This window comes from Flavobacterium aquaticum, from assembly GCF_003259835.1.
Lineage (GTDB): Bacteria > Bacteroidota > Bacteroidia > Flavobacteriales > Flavobacteriaceae > Flavobacterium > Flavobacterium aquaticum.
Map to the genome: position 1 here is coordinate 194,532 of NZ_QLMI01000003.1, position 16,927 is coordinate 211,458.

Here is a 16,927-nt window from a genome sequence, read left to right on the forward strand (position 1 = left end):
AAAGAAAAACCTACAAGAATTTAACAACCTGTAGGTTTTTGGTTTTACTAAAGTAATGATACTTTTATTTTTTTGCCATCTTAGCTGCTAAAACTAAAGCGTTATAAGCATTAACAATTCTTCCTGATTTAGAAGCATCTGCAAAATTAGCTTTGTGTTTGTCTTCTCCAATTATCACTTGATTTTTTAAAGGTGTTCCACTTTCCATGATAATTTGTTTTACTTGAACCGCAGTTAAACTTGGATAGTAAGAACGAATTAATGTTGCCACACCAGCCACGTTAGGTGACGCCATTGAAGTTCCTTGTAAATATTCGTAAGTGTTTAATGGTGTAGTAGCATAAATTTTATCTCCAGGAGCAAAAATATCTACATTGTTTTTTCCGTAATTAGAAAAATCTGCAACCATTTTACTTCCATAAGTAGGAGAAAGTGCTCCAATAATCAATACGTTTTTAGCAAATTCTGGACTTCCATCATAGGTGTCGTTTGGATATTTGTTCGTAACATCTAAATCATACGATTCGTTACCAGCAGCGATAACTACTAAAACGTCTTTAGATTCTGCGTATTTGATAGCATCGATAACCCATTCTTTGTTTTGTGAAAAATATTTTCCAAAAGAACCATTGATTACTTTTGCACCATTATCTGCTGCATAGCGAATTGCTAAAGCAATATCTTTATCATATTCGTCTCCGTTTGGAACAGCTCTTAACGCCATGATTTGAGCGTTGTTTGTAACTCCGTCTCCACCTTTATTGTTGCCTCTCACTTGAGCTACAATTCCAGCTACGTGCGTTCCGTGTTTTGCTTCTTTTGGCTCTGGACCTACTACGTTATTGTTTCCGTATTTAGTGTCTTTTAAATCGTTTGGATTATCACCAACGATTTTTCTTCCATCAAAATCAACATTTAAGTTGTAATTTAATTGACCGTAAACATAGTCTTTATATTCTTCGATTTGTTTGTCAAATTCAGCTTTTGAAGTTGAGCTTAAAACGTTTGTAAACAAAGCTTTTGGTTGAGCCAAAGATGTTTCAGTTGCTGGAATTGCTTTAACCTCTTCTAGCGTAAAATTACTTTTCTTGAAGTAAGTAGCTAATTGTTTTTCAGCGTTTACAATAAAATCTAATTGCTGTTTTTGAGGAGTTAATCCTTTTAATTCTTCTTCTAATTTCGCTTTTGCTTTATCATATTCTGGAGTTCCAGGACCTTTTTTAACAATACGCGTCATTTCTAATTGTTCATGAACAGCGTTTCCTAAGAAATTCCATCCGTGCATATCGTCAATGTAACCGTTTTTGTCATCGTCAATTCCATTACCCGCAATTTCTTTTGGATTGGTCCAAATAACCGCTTTTAAATCTTCATGGTTGATATCAACACCTGAATCTACGATTCCAACGATAACTTTTTGCCCTTTTTTACCTTTTAATAATTCTTTGTAAGCTTTATCAACGCTCATTCCAGGAAGTGTGTCTTTTACTAAGTCTAAATGACTCCAACGTTGCAAATCATTTTCAGTAACTGGAGTAGTTTTTAAAGGTAAATTATCAATATTCTCAACCGGAGTTGATAGCATTTTTTGCGATCCACAACTTGCTAAGATAAATCCTAAAGCTAAGCTCAAATAAAGTGGTCTAAAAATTCTCTTCATGTTTTCAATTAATTAATTTTCAGTTATTGGACTGATTTGATTTGTATTTGTTACAATTATGTTCTTTTTTAACATTATTTTAGAATGTCTTCGCACTTGAAAACTTCTTTCAACCGGATTCCTTTTTCGGTATGCTGAACCGTTATAATTTGATTGTGAGCGTCGTGTTCTAGCCACAAATAATAATTATTGTCGGCAGCGTTATTTAAAAATATTTGTTTTTCATCCATCGACATCAAGGGTCTTGTGTCGTATCCTGTAACGTATGGAATGGGAATATGACCTGCAGTTGGTAGCATATCGGCACAAAAAACAATGGTTTTTCCGTTGTAGTTGATGTGCGGTAACATTTGTTTTTCGGTATGACCATCTGCGTAGAAAATATCGAAACCTAATTCAGATGAAAATCCAAAACCTGAATTTGGTCGGTCAATAAAATTCAATTGCCCACTTTCTTGCATTGGAATGATATTTTCATGTAAAAACGATGCTTTTTCTCTAGCGTTTGGTTTTGTTGCCCATTCCCAATGGTTGTCATTCGTCCAGAATTTTGCATTTTTAAAAGCGACTTCGTAACCGGTTTTGTCTTTGTTCCAATTCACGCTTCCGCCACAATGATCAAAATGCAAATGCGTCATAAAAACATCGGTAATATCATCGCGATGAAAACCTGCATTTTTTAAAGATTTATCTAACGAATGATCGCCCCAAAGGTAATAATACCCAAAAAACTTCTCCGATTGTTTGTTGCCCATTCCGGTATCAATCAAAGTTAATCGGTTCCCATCTTCAATTAAAAGGCATCTTGCTGCAATATCAATAAGGTTATTTTCGTCTGCTGGATTGGTTTTATTCCAAATGGTTTTAGGCACCACACCAAACATAGCGCCACCATCTAATTTAAAATTTCCAGCTTCAATAGAATGTAATTTCATGGTCAAAACAATTTTCAGCCAAATTACAAAAAATACTATAAACAGAAACTATGAATCTATAAGTTATAAAAATGTTAGCAATTCTTGTAAAAAGCAATTTAAGGCTTATCTTTGCAGTTAATTTAGACAAAATCAAAATAAGAAATGATTAAAGTATCTGATACAGCAAGTAAAAAAATCATTGCAATGATGCAAGAAGATGGTTTTGATGCAGCCAAAGATTACGTGCGAGTAGGCGTAAAAAGTGGTGGTTGCTCGGGTTTGTCTTATGATTTAAAATTTGACAAAGAAATAGGAGAAAACGATAAAATATTTGAAGATAATAATGTGAAAATTGCTGTAGAGAAAAAGAGTTTTCTTTACTTGGCTGGAACTATATTAGAATTTTCAGGTGGTTTAAACGGAAAAGGATTTGTTTTTAACAATCCAAATGCACAAAGAACGTGTGGATGTGGAGAGAGTTTCTCTCTATAAATCAAAAAATATGAGTAAGTATACAGAAGACGACTTAAAAGTCGAATTAGAAAATAAAGAATACGAATACGGATTTTACACCGAATTAGACTCGGAAACGTTTCCTGTTGGGTTAAATGAAGATATTGTTCGTGCCATTTCCAAGAAAAAGGAAGAGCCAGAATGGATGACCGAATGGCGTTTGGAAGCTTTTCGCGCTTGGCAAGAAATGGAAGAGCCAGAATGGGCAAACGTAAATTACGAAAAACCAGATTTTCAGGCGATTTCGTATTATTCGGCACCTAAAAAAGCGGATCCGAATAAAAAATTAGAAGACGTTGACCCAGAACTTTTGGCGATGTACAAAAAGTTAGGAATTTCGGTTGATGAGCAAAAGAAAATGAATAACGTGGCGATTGATATCGTAGTAGATTCGGTTTCTGTGGCAACGACTTTCAAGAAAACATTGGCTGAAAAAGGAATTATTTTCATGAGTATTTCCGAAGCTATCAAAGAACATCCAGAATTAGTTAGAAAATACATTGGCACAGTTGTTCCAATGAAAGATAACTTTTATGCAGCTTTAAATTCGGCTGTTTTTTCTGATGGAAGTTTCTGTTACATTCCAAAAGGCGTTCGCTGTCCAATGGAATTATCAACGTATTTCCGTATCAATCAAGGAGGAACTGGTCAGTTTGAAAGAACGTTATTGGTTGCCGATGAAGAAAGTTACGTGTCTTATTTAGAAGGATGTACCGCTCCAAGTCGTGATGAAAATCAATTGCACGCAGCCGTTGTAGAATTAATTGCAATGGACGGAGCTGAAATCAAATATTCAACCGTTCAAAACTGGTATCCAGGAAACAAGGAAGGTAAAGGAGGAGTTTTTAACTTCGTTACTAAAAGAGGTTTGTGCGAGAAAAACGCAAAAATTTCTTGGACGCAAGTAGAAACAGGTTCGGCTGTAACTTGGAAATATCCATCATGTGTACTAAAAGGCGATAATTCAATCGGAGAGTTTTACTCAATTGCCGTTACAAATAATTTCCAACAAGCCGATACCGGAACGAAAATGATTCATTTGGGAAAAAACACCAAATCGACCATCATTTCAAAAGGAATTTCAGCTGGAAAGTCACAAAACAGTTACAGAGGATTAGTGCAAATAGGAGCAAGAGCAGAAAACGCTCGTAACTTTTCACAATGTGATTCGCTTTTGATGGGAAATAATTGTGGCGCACACACGTTCCCTTATATCGAAAGTAAAAATGCTTCGGCAAAAATTGAACACGAAGCTACGACTTCAAAAATTGGAGAAGACCAAGTGTTCTATTGTAATCAAAGAGGAATTCCAACCGAAAAAGCCATTGCTTTAATCGTAAATGGTTTCAGTAAAGAAGTATTGAATAAATTACCAATGGAATTCGCTGTTGAAGCGCAAAAATTATTAGAAATTTCGTTAGAAGGTTCAGTAGGATAGTCAATCATAAATTAGAATATATAACACATTTACAAAATGTTACAGATAAAAAACTTACACGCTTCGGTAGAAGACAAAGACATATTAAAAGGAATCAACCTTGAAATTAAAGCAGGAGAAGTGCATGCGATTATGGGACCAAACGGTGCCGGAAAATCAACTTTATCTTCTATCATTGCCGGAAACGAAAATTACGAAGTAACGGAAGGCGAAATCTTTTTAGACGGAGAAGAAATTTCAGAATTAGCTCCAGAAGAACGAGCACACAAAGGCGTGTTCTTATCGTTTCAATATCCAGTGGAAATTCCAGGGGTTTCGGTAACGAATTTCATCAAAACAGCTATCAACGAAAGTAGAAAAGCTAACGGAAAAGAGGAAATGCCTGCGAATGAAATGTTGAAATTAATCCGTGAAAAATCAGAGTTGTTAGAAATGGACAGAAAATTCTTGTCGCGTTCTCTAAACGAAGGTTTTTCGGGTGGTGAAAAGAAACGTAACGAAATTTTCCAAATGGCAATGTTAGAGCCAAAAATCGCTATTTTGGACGAAACGGATTCAGGTTTAGATATCGATGCGTTACGAATTGTTGCTAATGGAGTAAACAAATTGAAAAACGAAAACAACGCGGTATTAGTAATCACGCACTACCAACGTTTGTTAGACTATATCGTTCCAGATTTTGTTCACGTTTTAATGGATGGAAAAATCGTAAAAACGGGTGGAGCTGATTTAGCTTTAGAGTTAGAAGAAAAAGGATACGATTGGATTAAACAAGAACAAGAAGCATAATATGGAGTTAAAAGATAAATTATTAGCTTCCTTCATGGCCTTTGAAGAAAAAATCAAAGACAATGAAGATTTGCATGAAGTTCGAAATCACGCCATAAAAAATTTCGAAAATAAAGGTTTCCCTACTAAAAAAGAGGAAGCTTGGAAATACACGTCGTTAAATGCGATTTTAAAAAATGATTTTTCGGTTTTCCCAAAGAAAGAAAATGCGATTGAATTTAAAGACGTAAAAAAGTATTTCTTACATGAAATTGACACTTATAAAGTAGTTTTCATCGACGGAATTTTTAGTTCGTTTTTGTCTTCTACAACGCACGATGGTTTAGATGTTTGTTTGATGGCTTCGGCATTGTCAAAACCGAAATATAAAATGGTAATTGATACGTATTTCAATCAAATTGCGAGTAAAGAAGAGAGTTTAACTTCTCTAAATACCGCATTTTCATTGGAAGGCGCTTACATCAACATTCCAAAAAGTAAAGTGGTTGAAAAGCCTATCGAAATCATCTATTTCTCAACAGGAAATGAGGCAGCTTTGATGGTGCAACCACGAAACTTAATCATAGTAGGTGAAAACGCTCACGTGCAAATCGTAGAACGTCATCAGAGTTTGAATAGCAATCCCGTTTTAACGAATTCGGTTACCGAAATTTTTGCTCAAAAACGTGCGATTGTAGATTATTATAAAGTTCAAAACGACGTACAAACTGCGAATTTGATTGACAATACTTACATTGCGCAAAAGCAAGAGAGTAGAGTAGCAGTTCATACTTTTTCATTTGGTGGAAACATCACCAGAAACAACTTGAATTTCTATCACCAAGGAGAACGAATCGATTCAACTTTGAAAGGAATTACCATTATTGGTGATAAACAACACGTTGATCATTATACTTTGGTACAACACGCAACACCAAATTGCGAAAGCCACCAAAACTATAAAACGATTTTACACGATAGCTCAACCGGAGTTTTCAATGGAAAAATCTTCGTTGAAAAAGAAGCGCAAAAAACAGATGCTTTCCAACAAAACAACAACATTTTAATTGGTGATAAAGCCACCATCAACGCAAAACCACAATTGGAAATTTTTGCCGATGATGTAAAATGTTCGCACGGTTGTACGATTGGACAATTAGACGAAAGCGCGATGTTCTACATGCAACAACGCGGAATTCCGAAAAAAGAAGCGAAAGCTTTATTGATGTATGCGTTTACAAGCGAAGTAACCAACAGTATTAAAATACCAGAATTAAAAGCTAAAATCGGTAGAATTATTGCTGATAAATTAGGCGTAAATATGGGATTTGATTTGTAGTATATAAAGCCGCGTTATTGCGGTTTTGTTTTATAAAAAATAAAAAATATCAATATGTTTGATGTTCAAAAAGTAAGAGCTGATTTTCCCATTTTATCGCAAAAAGTAAATGGCAAACCCTTGGTGTATTTTGATAACGGAGCTACTTCGCAAAAGCCGCAAGTAGTTATTGATGCTATTTCAAAATATTACAGCGAAATCAATGCGAATATTCATCGTGGTGTGCATACGTTGAGTCAATTGGCTACCGATGCGTATGAAGTGTCTAGAAATACGATTCAAAATCATTTAAATGCAAAATACAATCACGAAATCATTTTTACTTCGGGAACGACTTTCGGAATTAACTTGGTGGCGAATGGTTTTGCTAGTTTGCTAAAAGCAGGCGATGAGGTGATGGTATCGGCTTTAGAACATCACAGCAACATTGTGCCGTGGCAATTTTTATGTGAAAAAACAGGAGCGAAGTTGGTGGTAATTCCAATGAATGAAAAAGGGGAATTAATCCTTTCCGAATTCGACAATTTACTTTCCGAAAAAACGAAAATCGTAACGGTTAATCACATTTCAAATGCGTTAGGAACGGTTAACCCAATTGAATACTTCATCAAAAAAGCACACGGGGTAGGAGCAGCCGTTTTAATCGATGGCGCACAAGCAACTCCGCATTTACGTCCAGATGTACAAGCTTTGGATTGTGATTTTTATGTGTTTTCAGGACATAAAGTCTGCGGACCAACAGGCGTTGGAATTTTATACGGAAAAGAAGATTGGTTACGCAAATTACCGCCCTATCAAGGCGGAGGCGAAATGATTGCTGAGGTTACATTTGAAAAAACAACTTACGCAGATTTACCTCATAAATTTGAAGCCGGAACACCCAACATCGAAGGCGGAATAGTTCTTGGAACTGCAATTGACTATATGAATTCGATAGGTTTTGATAATATCGCAGCTTACGAACAAGAATTATTAGATTACGGAACCAAAAGATTACAAGAAATTGAAGGGTTAACGATTTACGGAACGAGTGAAAACAAAGCTTCGGTTATTTCGTTTAACATAGAAGGGATCCATCCGTATGACATTGGCACAATTATCGATAAGTTAGGTATAGCGGTTAGAACCGGTCATCATTGCGCACAACCTATTATGAATTTTTTCAATATTCCGGGAACGATTAGAGCGAGTTTTGCTTTTTATAATACCAAGGAAGAAATTGATATCTTTGTAGAAGCGGTTAAAAAAGCACAAATGATGTTATCTTAAAAAAACGAATTATGAAATTATTTGCATTAGTTTTTAGTTTGATGAGCTTTTTTACTAGCTGTAAGTGTAATAAAACTGCAGTTAAAGAAGAAGCAAAGGTTGTGAATACTGAATCAAATTTAGAAGAACAAGTTTCAAATTTACCCGTTGTAGTTTATCAAGAAAATACGCGCGGATTTTATAGAGAAATAGTTGTTCGAGAGGGTAAAATTTTTGTTGTTACTGCTCGTGGAGCAAAACCTGCTTTTTGGGAATTAAAAAAAGAAGACTACAAAAAACTATTGGGTTTATATCAGAATATCGACTTGAAGGGTTTAAGTTCTTTAAAAGACCCAACACAAAAAAGATTTTATGATGGTGCACCAATAGCAACGTTATCGTTTACAGAAGAAAAAAACACGTACACTTCTTCTGAATTTGATGGTGGTTATCCACCTAAAGAAATTGAAGACTTTGTTAATGAATTAATTTCCGTTGCCGAAAAATTGAATAAATAATGACGATTAAAGAAATACAAAACGAAATTGTAGACGAGTTCTCTATGTTTGACGACTGGATGCAACGATACGAATACATCATCGAATTAGGTAAATCACTTCCGTTAATAGATGAGCAATACAAAATAGACGAAAACATCATTAAAGGTTGCCAATCAAAAGTTTGGGTACACGGCGAAGAACAAGACGGAAAAATCGTTTTTACAGCCGATAGTGATGCGATTTTGACTAAAGGAATTATTGCAATTTTAATCCGAGCATTTTCCAATCAATCGGCAAAAGATATTTTGGATGCTAATACTGATTTTATTGACGAAATAGGTTTAAAAGAACATTTATCGCCAACAAGAGCGAACGGTTTGGTTTCAATGATAAAACAAATAAAAATGTATGCTTTGGCATTTCAATCGAAGCAATAATTAGTTACAGTTTACGGTCGCAGTTTTCAAATTGCTCTGCGACTGAAAACTGCGACTGAAAACTTAATAATATGGAAGAATTTAACGATACAATCAACTTAGGCGAAGACGTTGTCAAAGTTTTAAAAGGAATTTTTGACCCAGAAATTCCAGTAGATATTTACGAATTAGGTTTAATCTACGATGTGATGATTAACGAGGATAACGATGTAAAAATCTTAATGACCTTAACATCACCAAACTGCCCAGTAGCTGAAACTTTGCCTCAAGAAGTAGAGGAAAAAGTAAAATCTATCGATGCTGTAAAATCATGCGAAGTAGAAATTACATTTGATCCGCCTTGGAGCAAAGATTTAATGAGCGAAGAAGCAAAATTGGAATTAGGAATGTTGTAAAATTTGTTTAATGTTTCAAGTTTCAGGTTGTTCAACTTGAAACTTGAAACTTGAAACTTCTCAAATGGACGAAATAGTAAACAAAGTTGCACAAAGTTCCCTGATGGTATTCGATTTAGAGGATTACTATCCAGATAATCATGTGGTAGATTTAGATATTTCGCAATGGTTATTAGAAGGATTTATCTTAAAAGAATCTGATTTTCGTGACCAATTAAAAAACAACGATTGGTCTAAATTTGAAGACAAATATGTTTCTTTGTATTGTTCAACTGATGCAATACTTCCTGCTTGGGCATTTGCTTTGGTTTCTGTTTATTTGGCACCTCATTCTTTAAAGGTTATTCATGGAAGTAAAGAGTTAGTTATTATCGAATGGTATCAAGATATTTTGAACAAACTCGATTATACCGACTATTTTCAAAAACCGGTAATTTTGAAAGGTTGTTCTAAAAAATCGGTTCCTAACCAAGTGTATACTTTAGCGATTCAAAAACTAATGAAAGTTGCCAAAAGTGTCATGTTTGGCGAAGCTTGTTCGGCTGTTCCTTTGTTTAAACAAAAATAAGTAACTTTGCGCCTTTAATTTTTAAAATTTAAGGAATGAAAAAGTTTTTTTTATTAATATTATTTGTTTCAGCAGTTACTGTTGCTCAAGAAACTACAATTGACACCACAAAACATTGGACTAGAAAAGGTGTTTTTACTTTTTTAGCCAATCAATCTTCTTTTAGTAATTGGCAAGCGGGTGGTCAAAATAACTTTGCTGGAAATGTTGGAGTAAATTACGATTTCAATTATAAAAATGGAGATTGGAATTGGGATAACAAAATCATCGCATCATATGGTTTAACTAAAATCAAAGGTGCCGATACTCAAAAAACTGATGACAGATTAGAGTTTAATTCACTTTTAGGGAAAAAAGCTTCTGGATATTGGTTTTACTCAGCTTTTTTCAACTTTAAAACACAAATGGATACTGGTTTAGATCCAGCTACTCAAACCGTAAAAATTTCGCATTTCTTTTCACCTGCCTTTTTTCAATTTGGACCTGGTATGTTGTGGAAAAAAAGCGATAATTTAAAGGTTAATATTGCTCCAGCTACTTCAAAATTAATTATGGTTCATGATCATTTTACAGAATTTGGTTCTTCTTTTGGTGTAGAACAAGGAAAAACAAATAGATACGAATTAGGAGCAGCTGTTAATGGTTATTATAAATTCAATATTATGGAAAATGTTTCTGTTGAGAATATTTTAAATTTATATTCTAATTATTTGGAAGAAGCTCAAAATGTAGATATTGATTACCAGTTAAACATTGTAATGAAAATCAACAAGTTCTTGTCTACAAACTTTGCGTTTCAAACTATTTATGACGATAACGCATTTAGAGGCTTTCAAACAAAGCAAATTATCGGTTTAGGTGTGAATTATGGTTTCTAGTTCAAAATAGCTTATATAAAACAAAAAGACCTCGATTGAGGTTTTTTTTTATTCGTTTTCAACAGCATCTTTATAATCGGGATATAAAAATTTGTTGTATGGAAATCGTGTAATGTGAATTTCTCTAACGGCTTCGTATACTTTTTCTCTAAATTCTTCAAAGTTGGCTTTTTCAGTTGCCGAAATGAAAAGTGTTTTGTTTTCTCCTAATTTACTCATCCAAGTTCTTTTCCAATCTTCCAAAGTGTAGTGTTTGGTAGTTTTTTCAACACTCAAATCGTTTTCATCAAAATAAGCCGATTTAAAAGCATCAATTTTATTGAAAACCATAATCGTTGGTTTATCGGCACTTTTAATGTCTTGTAAAATTTGATTTACCGATGCAATATGATCTTCAAAGTCGGGATGCGAAATATCTACCACATGAAGTAACAAATCGGCTTCTCTCACTTCATCTAACGTGCTTTTAAACGACTCGACTAATTGGGTTGGAAGTTTTCTAATAAATCCAACTGTGTCGCTTAAAAGAAACGGTAAGTTCTTAATTACTGTTTTACGAACAGTTGTGTCTAAGGTTGCGAATAACTTATTTTCTACAAATACATCACTTTTTCCAACAGCATTCATTAAAGTTGATTTTCCAACATTGGTATAACCCACTAGAGCAACGCGAACCATTGCGCCACGATTACTTCGTTGTGTTGCCATTTGTTTGTCGATTACCTTGATTTTTTCTTTTAGTAAAGAGATTCTATCACGCACAATACGACGGTCGGTTTCAATTTCGGTTTCTCCAGGACCACGCATTCCAATTCCTCCTTTTTGACGTTCAAGGTGGGTCCACATACCGGTTAAACGAGGTAATAAATACTGGCATTGTGCTAATTCTACTTGTGTTCTTGCATACGAAGTTTCGGCACGTTGCGCGAAGATATCTAAGATAAGATTGGTTCTGTCTAAGACTTTACAATCTAATTCTTTGGTAATGTTTTTAGATTGTGAAGGCGTTAATTCATCATCAAAAATTACGGTTTTAATGTCGTTATCTTTGATAAAGTATTTGATTTCTTCTAATTTTCCAGTTCCTACAAATGTTTTCGGATTAGGTTTATCCATTTTTTGTGAAAAACGTTTGATAACGGTTCCACCAGCGGTAAATGTCAAAAATTCCAACTCGTCAAGATATTCGTTTAATTTATCTTCACTTTGGTTTTGAGTAACAATTCCTACTACTATTGATTTTTCAAAGTCAATAACTTCTTTCTCTAACATAATCGTTCTTTAAGAATACAAAGGTACAAAATAGCAAGCATAAAAAAAGCGACTCAAATAGAGTCGCTTTTAGAATTTTATTTAAAATGTAATTAGTTAATTACAATATTATCAATTTGCATAGTTGTAGTTGGACCAGAAGTTCCATTTCCAACATATTCAAACACGAAGAAACCATTTCCTGTAATACCAGCAGGGATGTTATAAACACCACTTGGTGTAAACGATGCAGGGTAACCACTTGGTAATCCTGGAGAAATTGTAAAGCTAGAAGTAATATCAACTAATGTTGCTGAAGTAATTTGGGTTCCAGGAACATAATTTGTTGTATAATATACTTTTAATACATTTCCGTTGTGGAAACCAGCATTTGTAGCAAAAGATAATGTATTTGCTGCTGTCATATTAACAGGAACAATAAATAATGATCTGTTTGCTTCAGGAGTTCCACCAAAAGAAGACATTTGGATGTAAGTATTTCCACTGAAGGTTTTTCTTTGCCAATATCTGCTTCCTACAGCTGCATCATTGATGTATTTTGGGAAAACTTGTTGATTAGTTGTTGTGTAAGACGTGAAAGGCTCGTTTAGAGTTGCATCATAAACAATTGCAGAACCTCCAATTGGTGGATATAAGTCAATTGCTAATCTAGGATTAGTCATGTTCACATCGTTTATAGTTCTAATCATAAATTGGTAATCACTGTTGTATTTTGTTAATACACCTCTGATTTTTCCGTTAAATGAAGGAACTGCATCTCCAGCAAATTTTGCATATTCACTAACTCTAACGATGATTTTGTTTCCAAACTCATCAGAAATTTCATGATTAGTTGCTCCACCAATACTATTTAAGGTTGCGTCATAGTATTTTTTACCTAATGAAGCATCTGTAAATTGCACACCATCAAACTCAATTAACATATTTAAATATTGGTCGTTTTTAGCAGCTGCAATAGTTAGGTCTTTTACAATAGCATTCTCGTTAACATCTTCACAAGATCTTAAGATAACGTCTTTGTATTCTACGCCTGAAATTCTACCTACACCACCTTCGTAAGAAGCACCAATAACCGTTGAACCATGTTGCTTGTTGAAATAAGTGTTTTTGTCTAATTTAATAGTAACTTTTCTACCTGGTTCAAACTCGTTGTACAAGTTGTAATTATCAACTGGCATACTAAAACCTCTTAATCCATCTAAAGACATCATAGAGATTGATTTGTAAAAGTTACCCCCTTCATCACTTGAAGTAACGTAAGCTTCAATGTAATCAGTTACACTGTTAGAAGTAGTGTATTGAACAGTTGTTGCAGTAGCAATACTTGTTATATCATTAACTTCTTTTGTTGCAGCAATGGTAACACAATCATTTGATAAATCTGGTGTTCCATAATCATCGCCATTTACACAACTTGTTAAAGTTGCTAAAATAGCTGTTGTTAATACTAATTTTAAATTTTTCATAGCTATTAATTTTTAGTAATCTTGATGTTATCTAATTGAAGAGTAGTTGTAACACCAGCTCTGCTTCCTGTATATTTGAATGCAATTCTAACATTGTCACTTTCAACATCGCTAATATCAATTGCGCCACTACTAACAAAAACATCATTAGTTGTTGGAGCAGTAAAAGTAAGTGGCGTCCAAGTTGCAGTAGCTATACCAGCTGTTGTTCCATCATAATCTGTAGAAATAAAAGCAGTTAATGGGTACCCATTTGCAAATCTTGTTTTTGTTGAAAACGATAAAGCTTCACCTGTAGTTGCAGTTAAGTCGATTGCTGGAGTAATTAACCAAGCCACATCGCTTGAACCTGTTGCAGAATAAAAAGATGAAAATTCAGCATAAATATTATCATCAAATGTTCTAGCGTGCCACAAGCGTGTACCTGCTGCATTATAATTTACCCATCCTTCTATAGCGATTGGCACTTCAACGGAACCACTTCCTGTAGGAATCGACTCAAATCCTGCATTAAACGCATAACTATACACGGTAGGGATAACATAATCATCATCTCCTACACAACTTGTTAAAGCACTTGTGGAAAGGGCTAACAAGAATAATGTTTTTAAAAAGTTTATTTTCATAATATTTTTTTTTAGAAGTTTATGTATAGGTTAACGAAGAATGTTCTTCCGTATCCGTAAAAATATTTTGGACCAAATGATGGTGAATTATAAGCTTGATCCGCTTGTAAATCAGGAAAGGTTGCTTTTCTTGATTGCTCAAATCCACCCGTTTTATATTTAGTATCAAAAACATTATTTACAGAAGCAAAAAACCCAACAGTATTTCTGTTTGCTTTACTTATTCTCCAAGATTTACCTCCTGTTAAATTAATTAATGCAAATCCATCAAATTTTTCTTGTTCTAAAATATCTCTTACTGTTTCTGGTGTAGCTCCAGAGTAGTTGTCTCCTGTTGCATCGTCAATGCTAAAATTATCAGTACGCATAATTTTAGAAATACTAATATAGCTATTTGATAAATAGTTTGCATTTGCTCCAATCCACCAGAAGTTAGGATCACGATATTCTAGACCAAACGAATATGCTTGTTGTGGCATACCTGGTTGGTGATAGTTTTTAAGATAAACAGTTCCAAAATCGGTTAATGGACTAGATCCTTGAGCTGCTAAAGCATCGTCACTTGTTTGAAGTTTTGCATTTCCTGAATAGATGTATTGACCATATGAAGCCGCAGCTGTTGCTTTTAATGTTGATGTAATTTGGTATTCTAAACCAAGTTCTGCACCCATATTTTGTTTTTGAATTCCAGTAGCAATTTCAGTAATGAAAGAATCTTCGTCACCATCAGCATCACTAACGTTTTCAGCATAGAAAAATGCAATTTCAGTTGCATCTTTAACTCTTGAGAAGAATCCAGTGATTCTTGCTTTGAATTTTGGCATTCTTAAGATGTAACTTGCATCTGCACTAACAATGTTTTCGCTAGTTAAATTTTCTGTAAATTCATTACTACGTCTTGCGTTGTAGAAACTGTTTCTTAAGTTAGGCGCTTTTGTTTGGTATAAACCATTGAAATCGAAGTAATTTCTTCCGTTTAATTTATAAGTTAAACCTCCTTTAAAACCAAAGTTTTCAAAAACTTCTGAAGCTCCTTTTCCATAAGAATTATTTGCATAATTACCACTTCTGTAAAGACCTTCTCTTTGATACTCTGTCCTAGAAAAGCTTTGTGCTAAATAAAAATCAAAAGAATCATAAGTAAATTTAAATTGTGTAAAACCATCAACTACGTTAGCTCGTAAGTTGTAGTTGTATCCTACCGTTCCACCTTCAGTAACTTGTTGGTTAGGATTATTTAAATCAAATTGACCATTGTCGCCAAGAAAGAAACGATCTACATTTAAAAAGTAATCACCACCTAATAAATCAGTAATAACTGCGTAATTATGCGATTTTACTTTTCTAAAATTCACACCTGCGTTAAAGTTGATGTTGTTAGATAATGAACTGTTTAATAACATATTTGCTGTTATTGTAGTGTCATCATTACGTTGTTCTGTTAAAGCGTATGCACTTTCACCAGTTGCAGTATTTTGATTTGCAATATACATTGCATTCCAATTAATTTGTGGATTTGATCTAAAGAATGCTGCTGCATTTTGTGCATCTAAGTTTTGAAATTGAGGAGTAATTCCATCATCTTCAAAAAGTTGATTTCCGTTTTGATCATATACAAAATCATTCCATAAATCTGGTTGATTTGCATAATAGCTAGGTAATTTTCTGTAATAAGTAGGGTCTGGATTGTTTCCAAGTGGATTTTCTAATCTTGAATTTGCAATACGACCTGTTTGATAAGCAATATTTGTATTTAAAGTAGTGCTTTCAGATAATTTCCAGTAGTGAGATAACATAACCATTGGTTCTTCTACATCTTTATCTCTAGAATTACGTTTTTTACCATTTTGCCATCCCCAATAAGAATTGTATTTAACTCCCATTAAGTCGGTAACTTCTTGAGTATTTGGTGAATTTTTACCTCTACTATTTTGTGCGTAGATTGAAGTTAAATTTAAACTATGTTTATCATTAATTTTTTTCTCAACACTTGCAAATAATGAGTTTGCACCGTAGTCAGTTCCTTCGAAATAACCTTCTTGAGCCCATCTTCTTGATGCAGAAATAACATAAGCCCATCCGTCTTTATTCATTCCAGAAGCGTGAGTTCCCATGGTTCTCCAGCTATAGTTAGTGTTTGTTCCTGAAAAAGAAATTCTTGTTCCAGGACGGTAAAAAGAAGCTCTAGTATTAATTTCCTGAGTTCCTAAAGCACTACCAAATGTATAATCAGATGGAGCAGAACCCATTGTAAATTCTTGATTTCTTGTTGCATCATTTAAACCACCCCAGTTACTCCATTGTGGTCTTCCATCATACAATTTATTCATAGAAATACCATTAATCATGGTAACTCCATATTCATTATCTAAACCTCTAATTCTAAAACGAGCTAATCCCCAGTTAAACGCTGCGGCTTGTTGATAAGTATCTCTTGTTGCTTGTAATAAGCCAGAAGTACTTTCAGATCCACTGTTGTCGTCTCCTAAGTCATTTTCTGTAATTGTAACTAAACTTAACTGTTGTTCTGAAGTAATGTCTTCTTCTAAAAGAATTACACCTAAGTCCAATGGTTCTCCATTGTTTGGTTCTAAAACAAATGTCTGTTGGTTGTATCCAGTAGATTTAACTACTAATACTTGTTCTCCAGCAGGAAGTGATTGAAATACAAAATTTCCGTCAAAATCAGTCAAGGCAGATTGATTAGTGCTTTGAATAGTTGCAACTACATTTTGTAATGGTTTTTGACTTTTAGCATCGATAACCTTACCTTTTAAGGCCGGATTTTGCTGTGCAAAAACAAAAACAGCTTGCAGCACTAGTAAAGTGCTCAATACAAGTTTTTTCATAAAGAATATTATTATTAATACTTATTTAACGTTAAGTAGTTTAAAACTTAACA

Annotated in this window: 16 protein-coding genes; 10 read left to right on the forward strand and 6 right to left on the reverse strand. The window is 34.0% G+C overall.

The features are described 5' to 3' along the window. Window positions 1-64: 64 nt before the first annotated feature. Both B0I03_RS05970 and B0I03_RS05975 read right to left on the reverse strand, forming a co-directional pair. Window positions 65-1,660: a S8 family peptidase gene (locus tag B0I03_RS05970; protein ID WP_111566547.1), complete on the reverse strand. Its 1,596-nt coding sequence runs from the start codon at window positions 1,658-1,660 to the stop codon at window positions 65-67. Between the two features lie 74 nt (window positions 1,661-1,734). Then, complete coding sequence (locus B0I03_RS05975) at window positions 1,735-2,595, reverse strand: MBL fold metallo-hydrolase (RefSeq protein ID WP_111566548.1); 861 nt, start codon at window positions 2,593-2,595, stop codon at window positions 1,735-1,737. A gap of 144 nt (window positions 2,596-2,739) precedes the next feature. Here B0I03_RS05975 and B0I03_RS05980 point away from each other — a divergent pair, with 144 nt between their 5' ends. The 10 genes from B0I03_RS05980 (at window position 2,740) to B0I03_RS06025 (ending at window position 10,661) form a co-directional block, all read left to right on the forward strand. Beyond that, complete coding sequence (locus B0I03_RS05980; RefSeq protein WP_026725390.1) at window positions 2,740-3,069, forward strand: HesB/IscA family protein; 330 nt, start codon at window positions 2,740-2,742, stop codon at window positions 3,067-3,069. Between the two features lie 10 nt (window positions 3,070-3,079). Further along, window positions 3,080-4,528 (forward strand): Fe-S cluster assembly protein SufB, encoded by a 1,449-nt coding sequence (gene sufB / locus B0I03_RS05985; protein ID WP_111566549.1) that lies wholly within the window; start codon window positions 3,080-3,082, stop codon window positions 4,526-4,528. 36 nt (window positions 4,529-4,564) lie between these two features. After that, window positions 4,565-5,317 (forward strand): Fe-S cluster assembly ATPase SufC, encoded by a 753-nt coding sequence (gene sufC, locus B0I03_RS05990; RefSeq protein WP_111566550.1) that lies wholly within the window; start codon window positions 4,565-4,567, stop codon window positions 5,315-5,317. 1 nt (window position 5,318) lies between these two features. Then, window positions 5,319-6,635 (forward strand): Fe-S cluster assembly protein SufD, encoded by a 1,317-nt coding sequence (gene sufD / locus B0I03_RS05995; RefSeq protein ID WP_111566551.1) that lies wholly within the window; start codon window positions 5,319-5,321, stop codon window positions 6,633-6,635. A 54-nt stretch (window positions 6,636-6,689) separates the two neighbouring features. Then, complete coding sequence (locus tag B0I03_RS06000) at window positions 6,690-7,904, forward strand: aminotransferase class V-fold PLP-dependent enzyme (RefSeq protein ID WP_111566552.1); 1,215 nt, start codon at window positions 6,690-6,692, stop codon at window positions 7,902-7,904. A gap of 11 nt (window positions 7,905-7,915) precedes the next feature. After that, window positions 7,916-8,401 (forward strand): hypothetical protein, encoded by a 486-nt coding sequence (locus B0I03_RS06005; protein ID WP_146603264.1) that lies wholly within the window; start codon window positions 7,916-7,918, stop codon window positions 8,399-8,401. After that, entirely contained in the window at window positions 8,401-8,820 is a 420-nt protein-coding gene (locus B0I03_RS06010) for a SufE family protein (RefSeq protein WP_111566554.1), read from the forward strand. Before B0I03_RS06005 ends, B0I03_RS06010 begins: the two co-directional genes overlap by 1 nt. Before the next feature lie 71 nt (window positions 8,821-8,891). Beyond that, window positions 8,892-9,215, forward strand: a complete 324-nt coding sequence (locus B0I03_RS06015; protein ID WP_111566555.1) for an SUF system Fe-S cluster assembly protein — start codon at window positions 8,892-8,894, stop codon at window positions 9,213-9,215. Between the two features lie 64 nt (window positions 9,216-9,279). After that, window positions 9,280-9,783, forward strand: a complete 504-nt coding sequence (locus B0I03_RS06020) for a DUF2480 family protein (RefSeq protein WP_111566556.1) — start codon at window positions 9,280-9,282, stop codon at window positions 9,781-9,783. 35 nt (window positions 9,784-9,818) lie between these two features. Further along, window positions 9,819-10,661: a DUF3078 domain-containing protein gene (locus B0I03_RS06025; protein WP_111566557.1), complete on the forward strand. Its 843-nt coding sequence runs from the start codon at window positions 9,819-9,821 to the stop codon at window positions 10,659-10,661. 48 nt (window positions 10,662-10,709) lie between these two features. Here the strand turns inward: B0I03_RS06025 and hflX are convergent, their stop codons facing one another. The 4 genes from hflX to B0I03_RS06045 all read right to left on the reverse strand — a co-directional run bounded on the left by hflX (window position 10,710) and on the right by B0I03_RS06045 (window position 16,874). Continuing rightward, entirely contained in the window at window positions 10,710-11,933 is a 1,224-nt protein-coding gene (gene hflX, locus B0I03_RS06030; RefSeq protein ID WP_111566558.1) for a GTPase HflX, read from the reverse strand. Between the two features lie 92 nt (window positions 11,934-12,025). Beyond that, entirely contained in the window at window positions 12,026-13,399 is a 1,374-nt protein-coding gene (locus B0I03_RS06035) for a DUF5689 domain-containing protein (protein ID WP_111566559.1), read from the reverse strand. Between the two features lie 5 nt (window positions 13,400-13,404). Next, a complete protein-coding gene (locus B0I03_RS06040; RefSeq protein WP_111566560.1) occupies window positions 13,405-14,025 on the reverse strand; it encodes a choice-of-anchor J domain-containing protein in 621 nt (206 codons plus the stop codon). 11 nt (window positions 14,026-14,036) lie between these two features. Continuing rightward, window positions 14,037-16,874, reverse strand: coding sequence for a TonB-dependent receptor (locus B0I03_RS06045; protein ID WP_111566561.1), 2,838 nt, complete (start codon window positions 16,872-16,874; stop codon window positions 14,037-14,039). Window positions 16,875-16,927 lie beyond the last annotated feature (53 nt).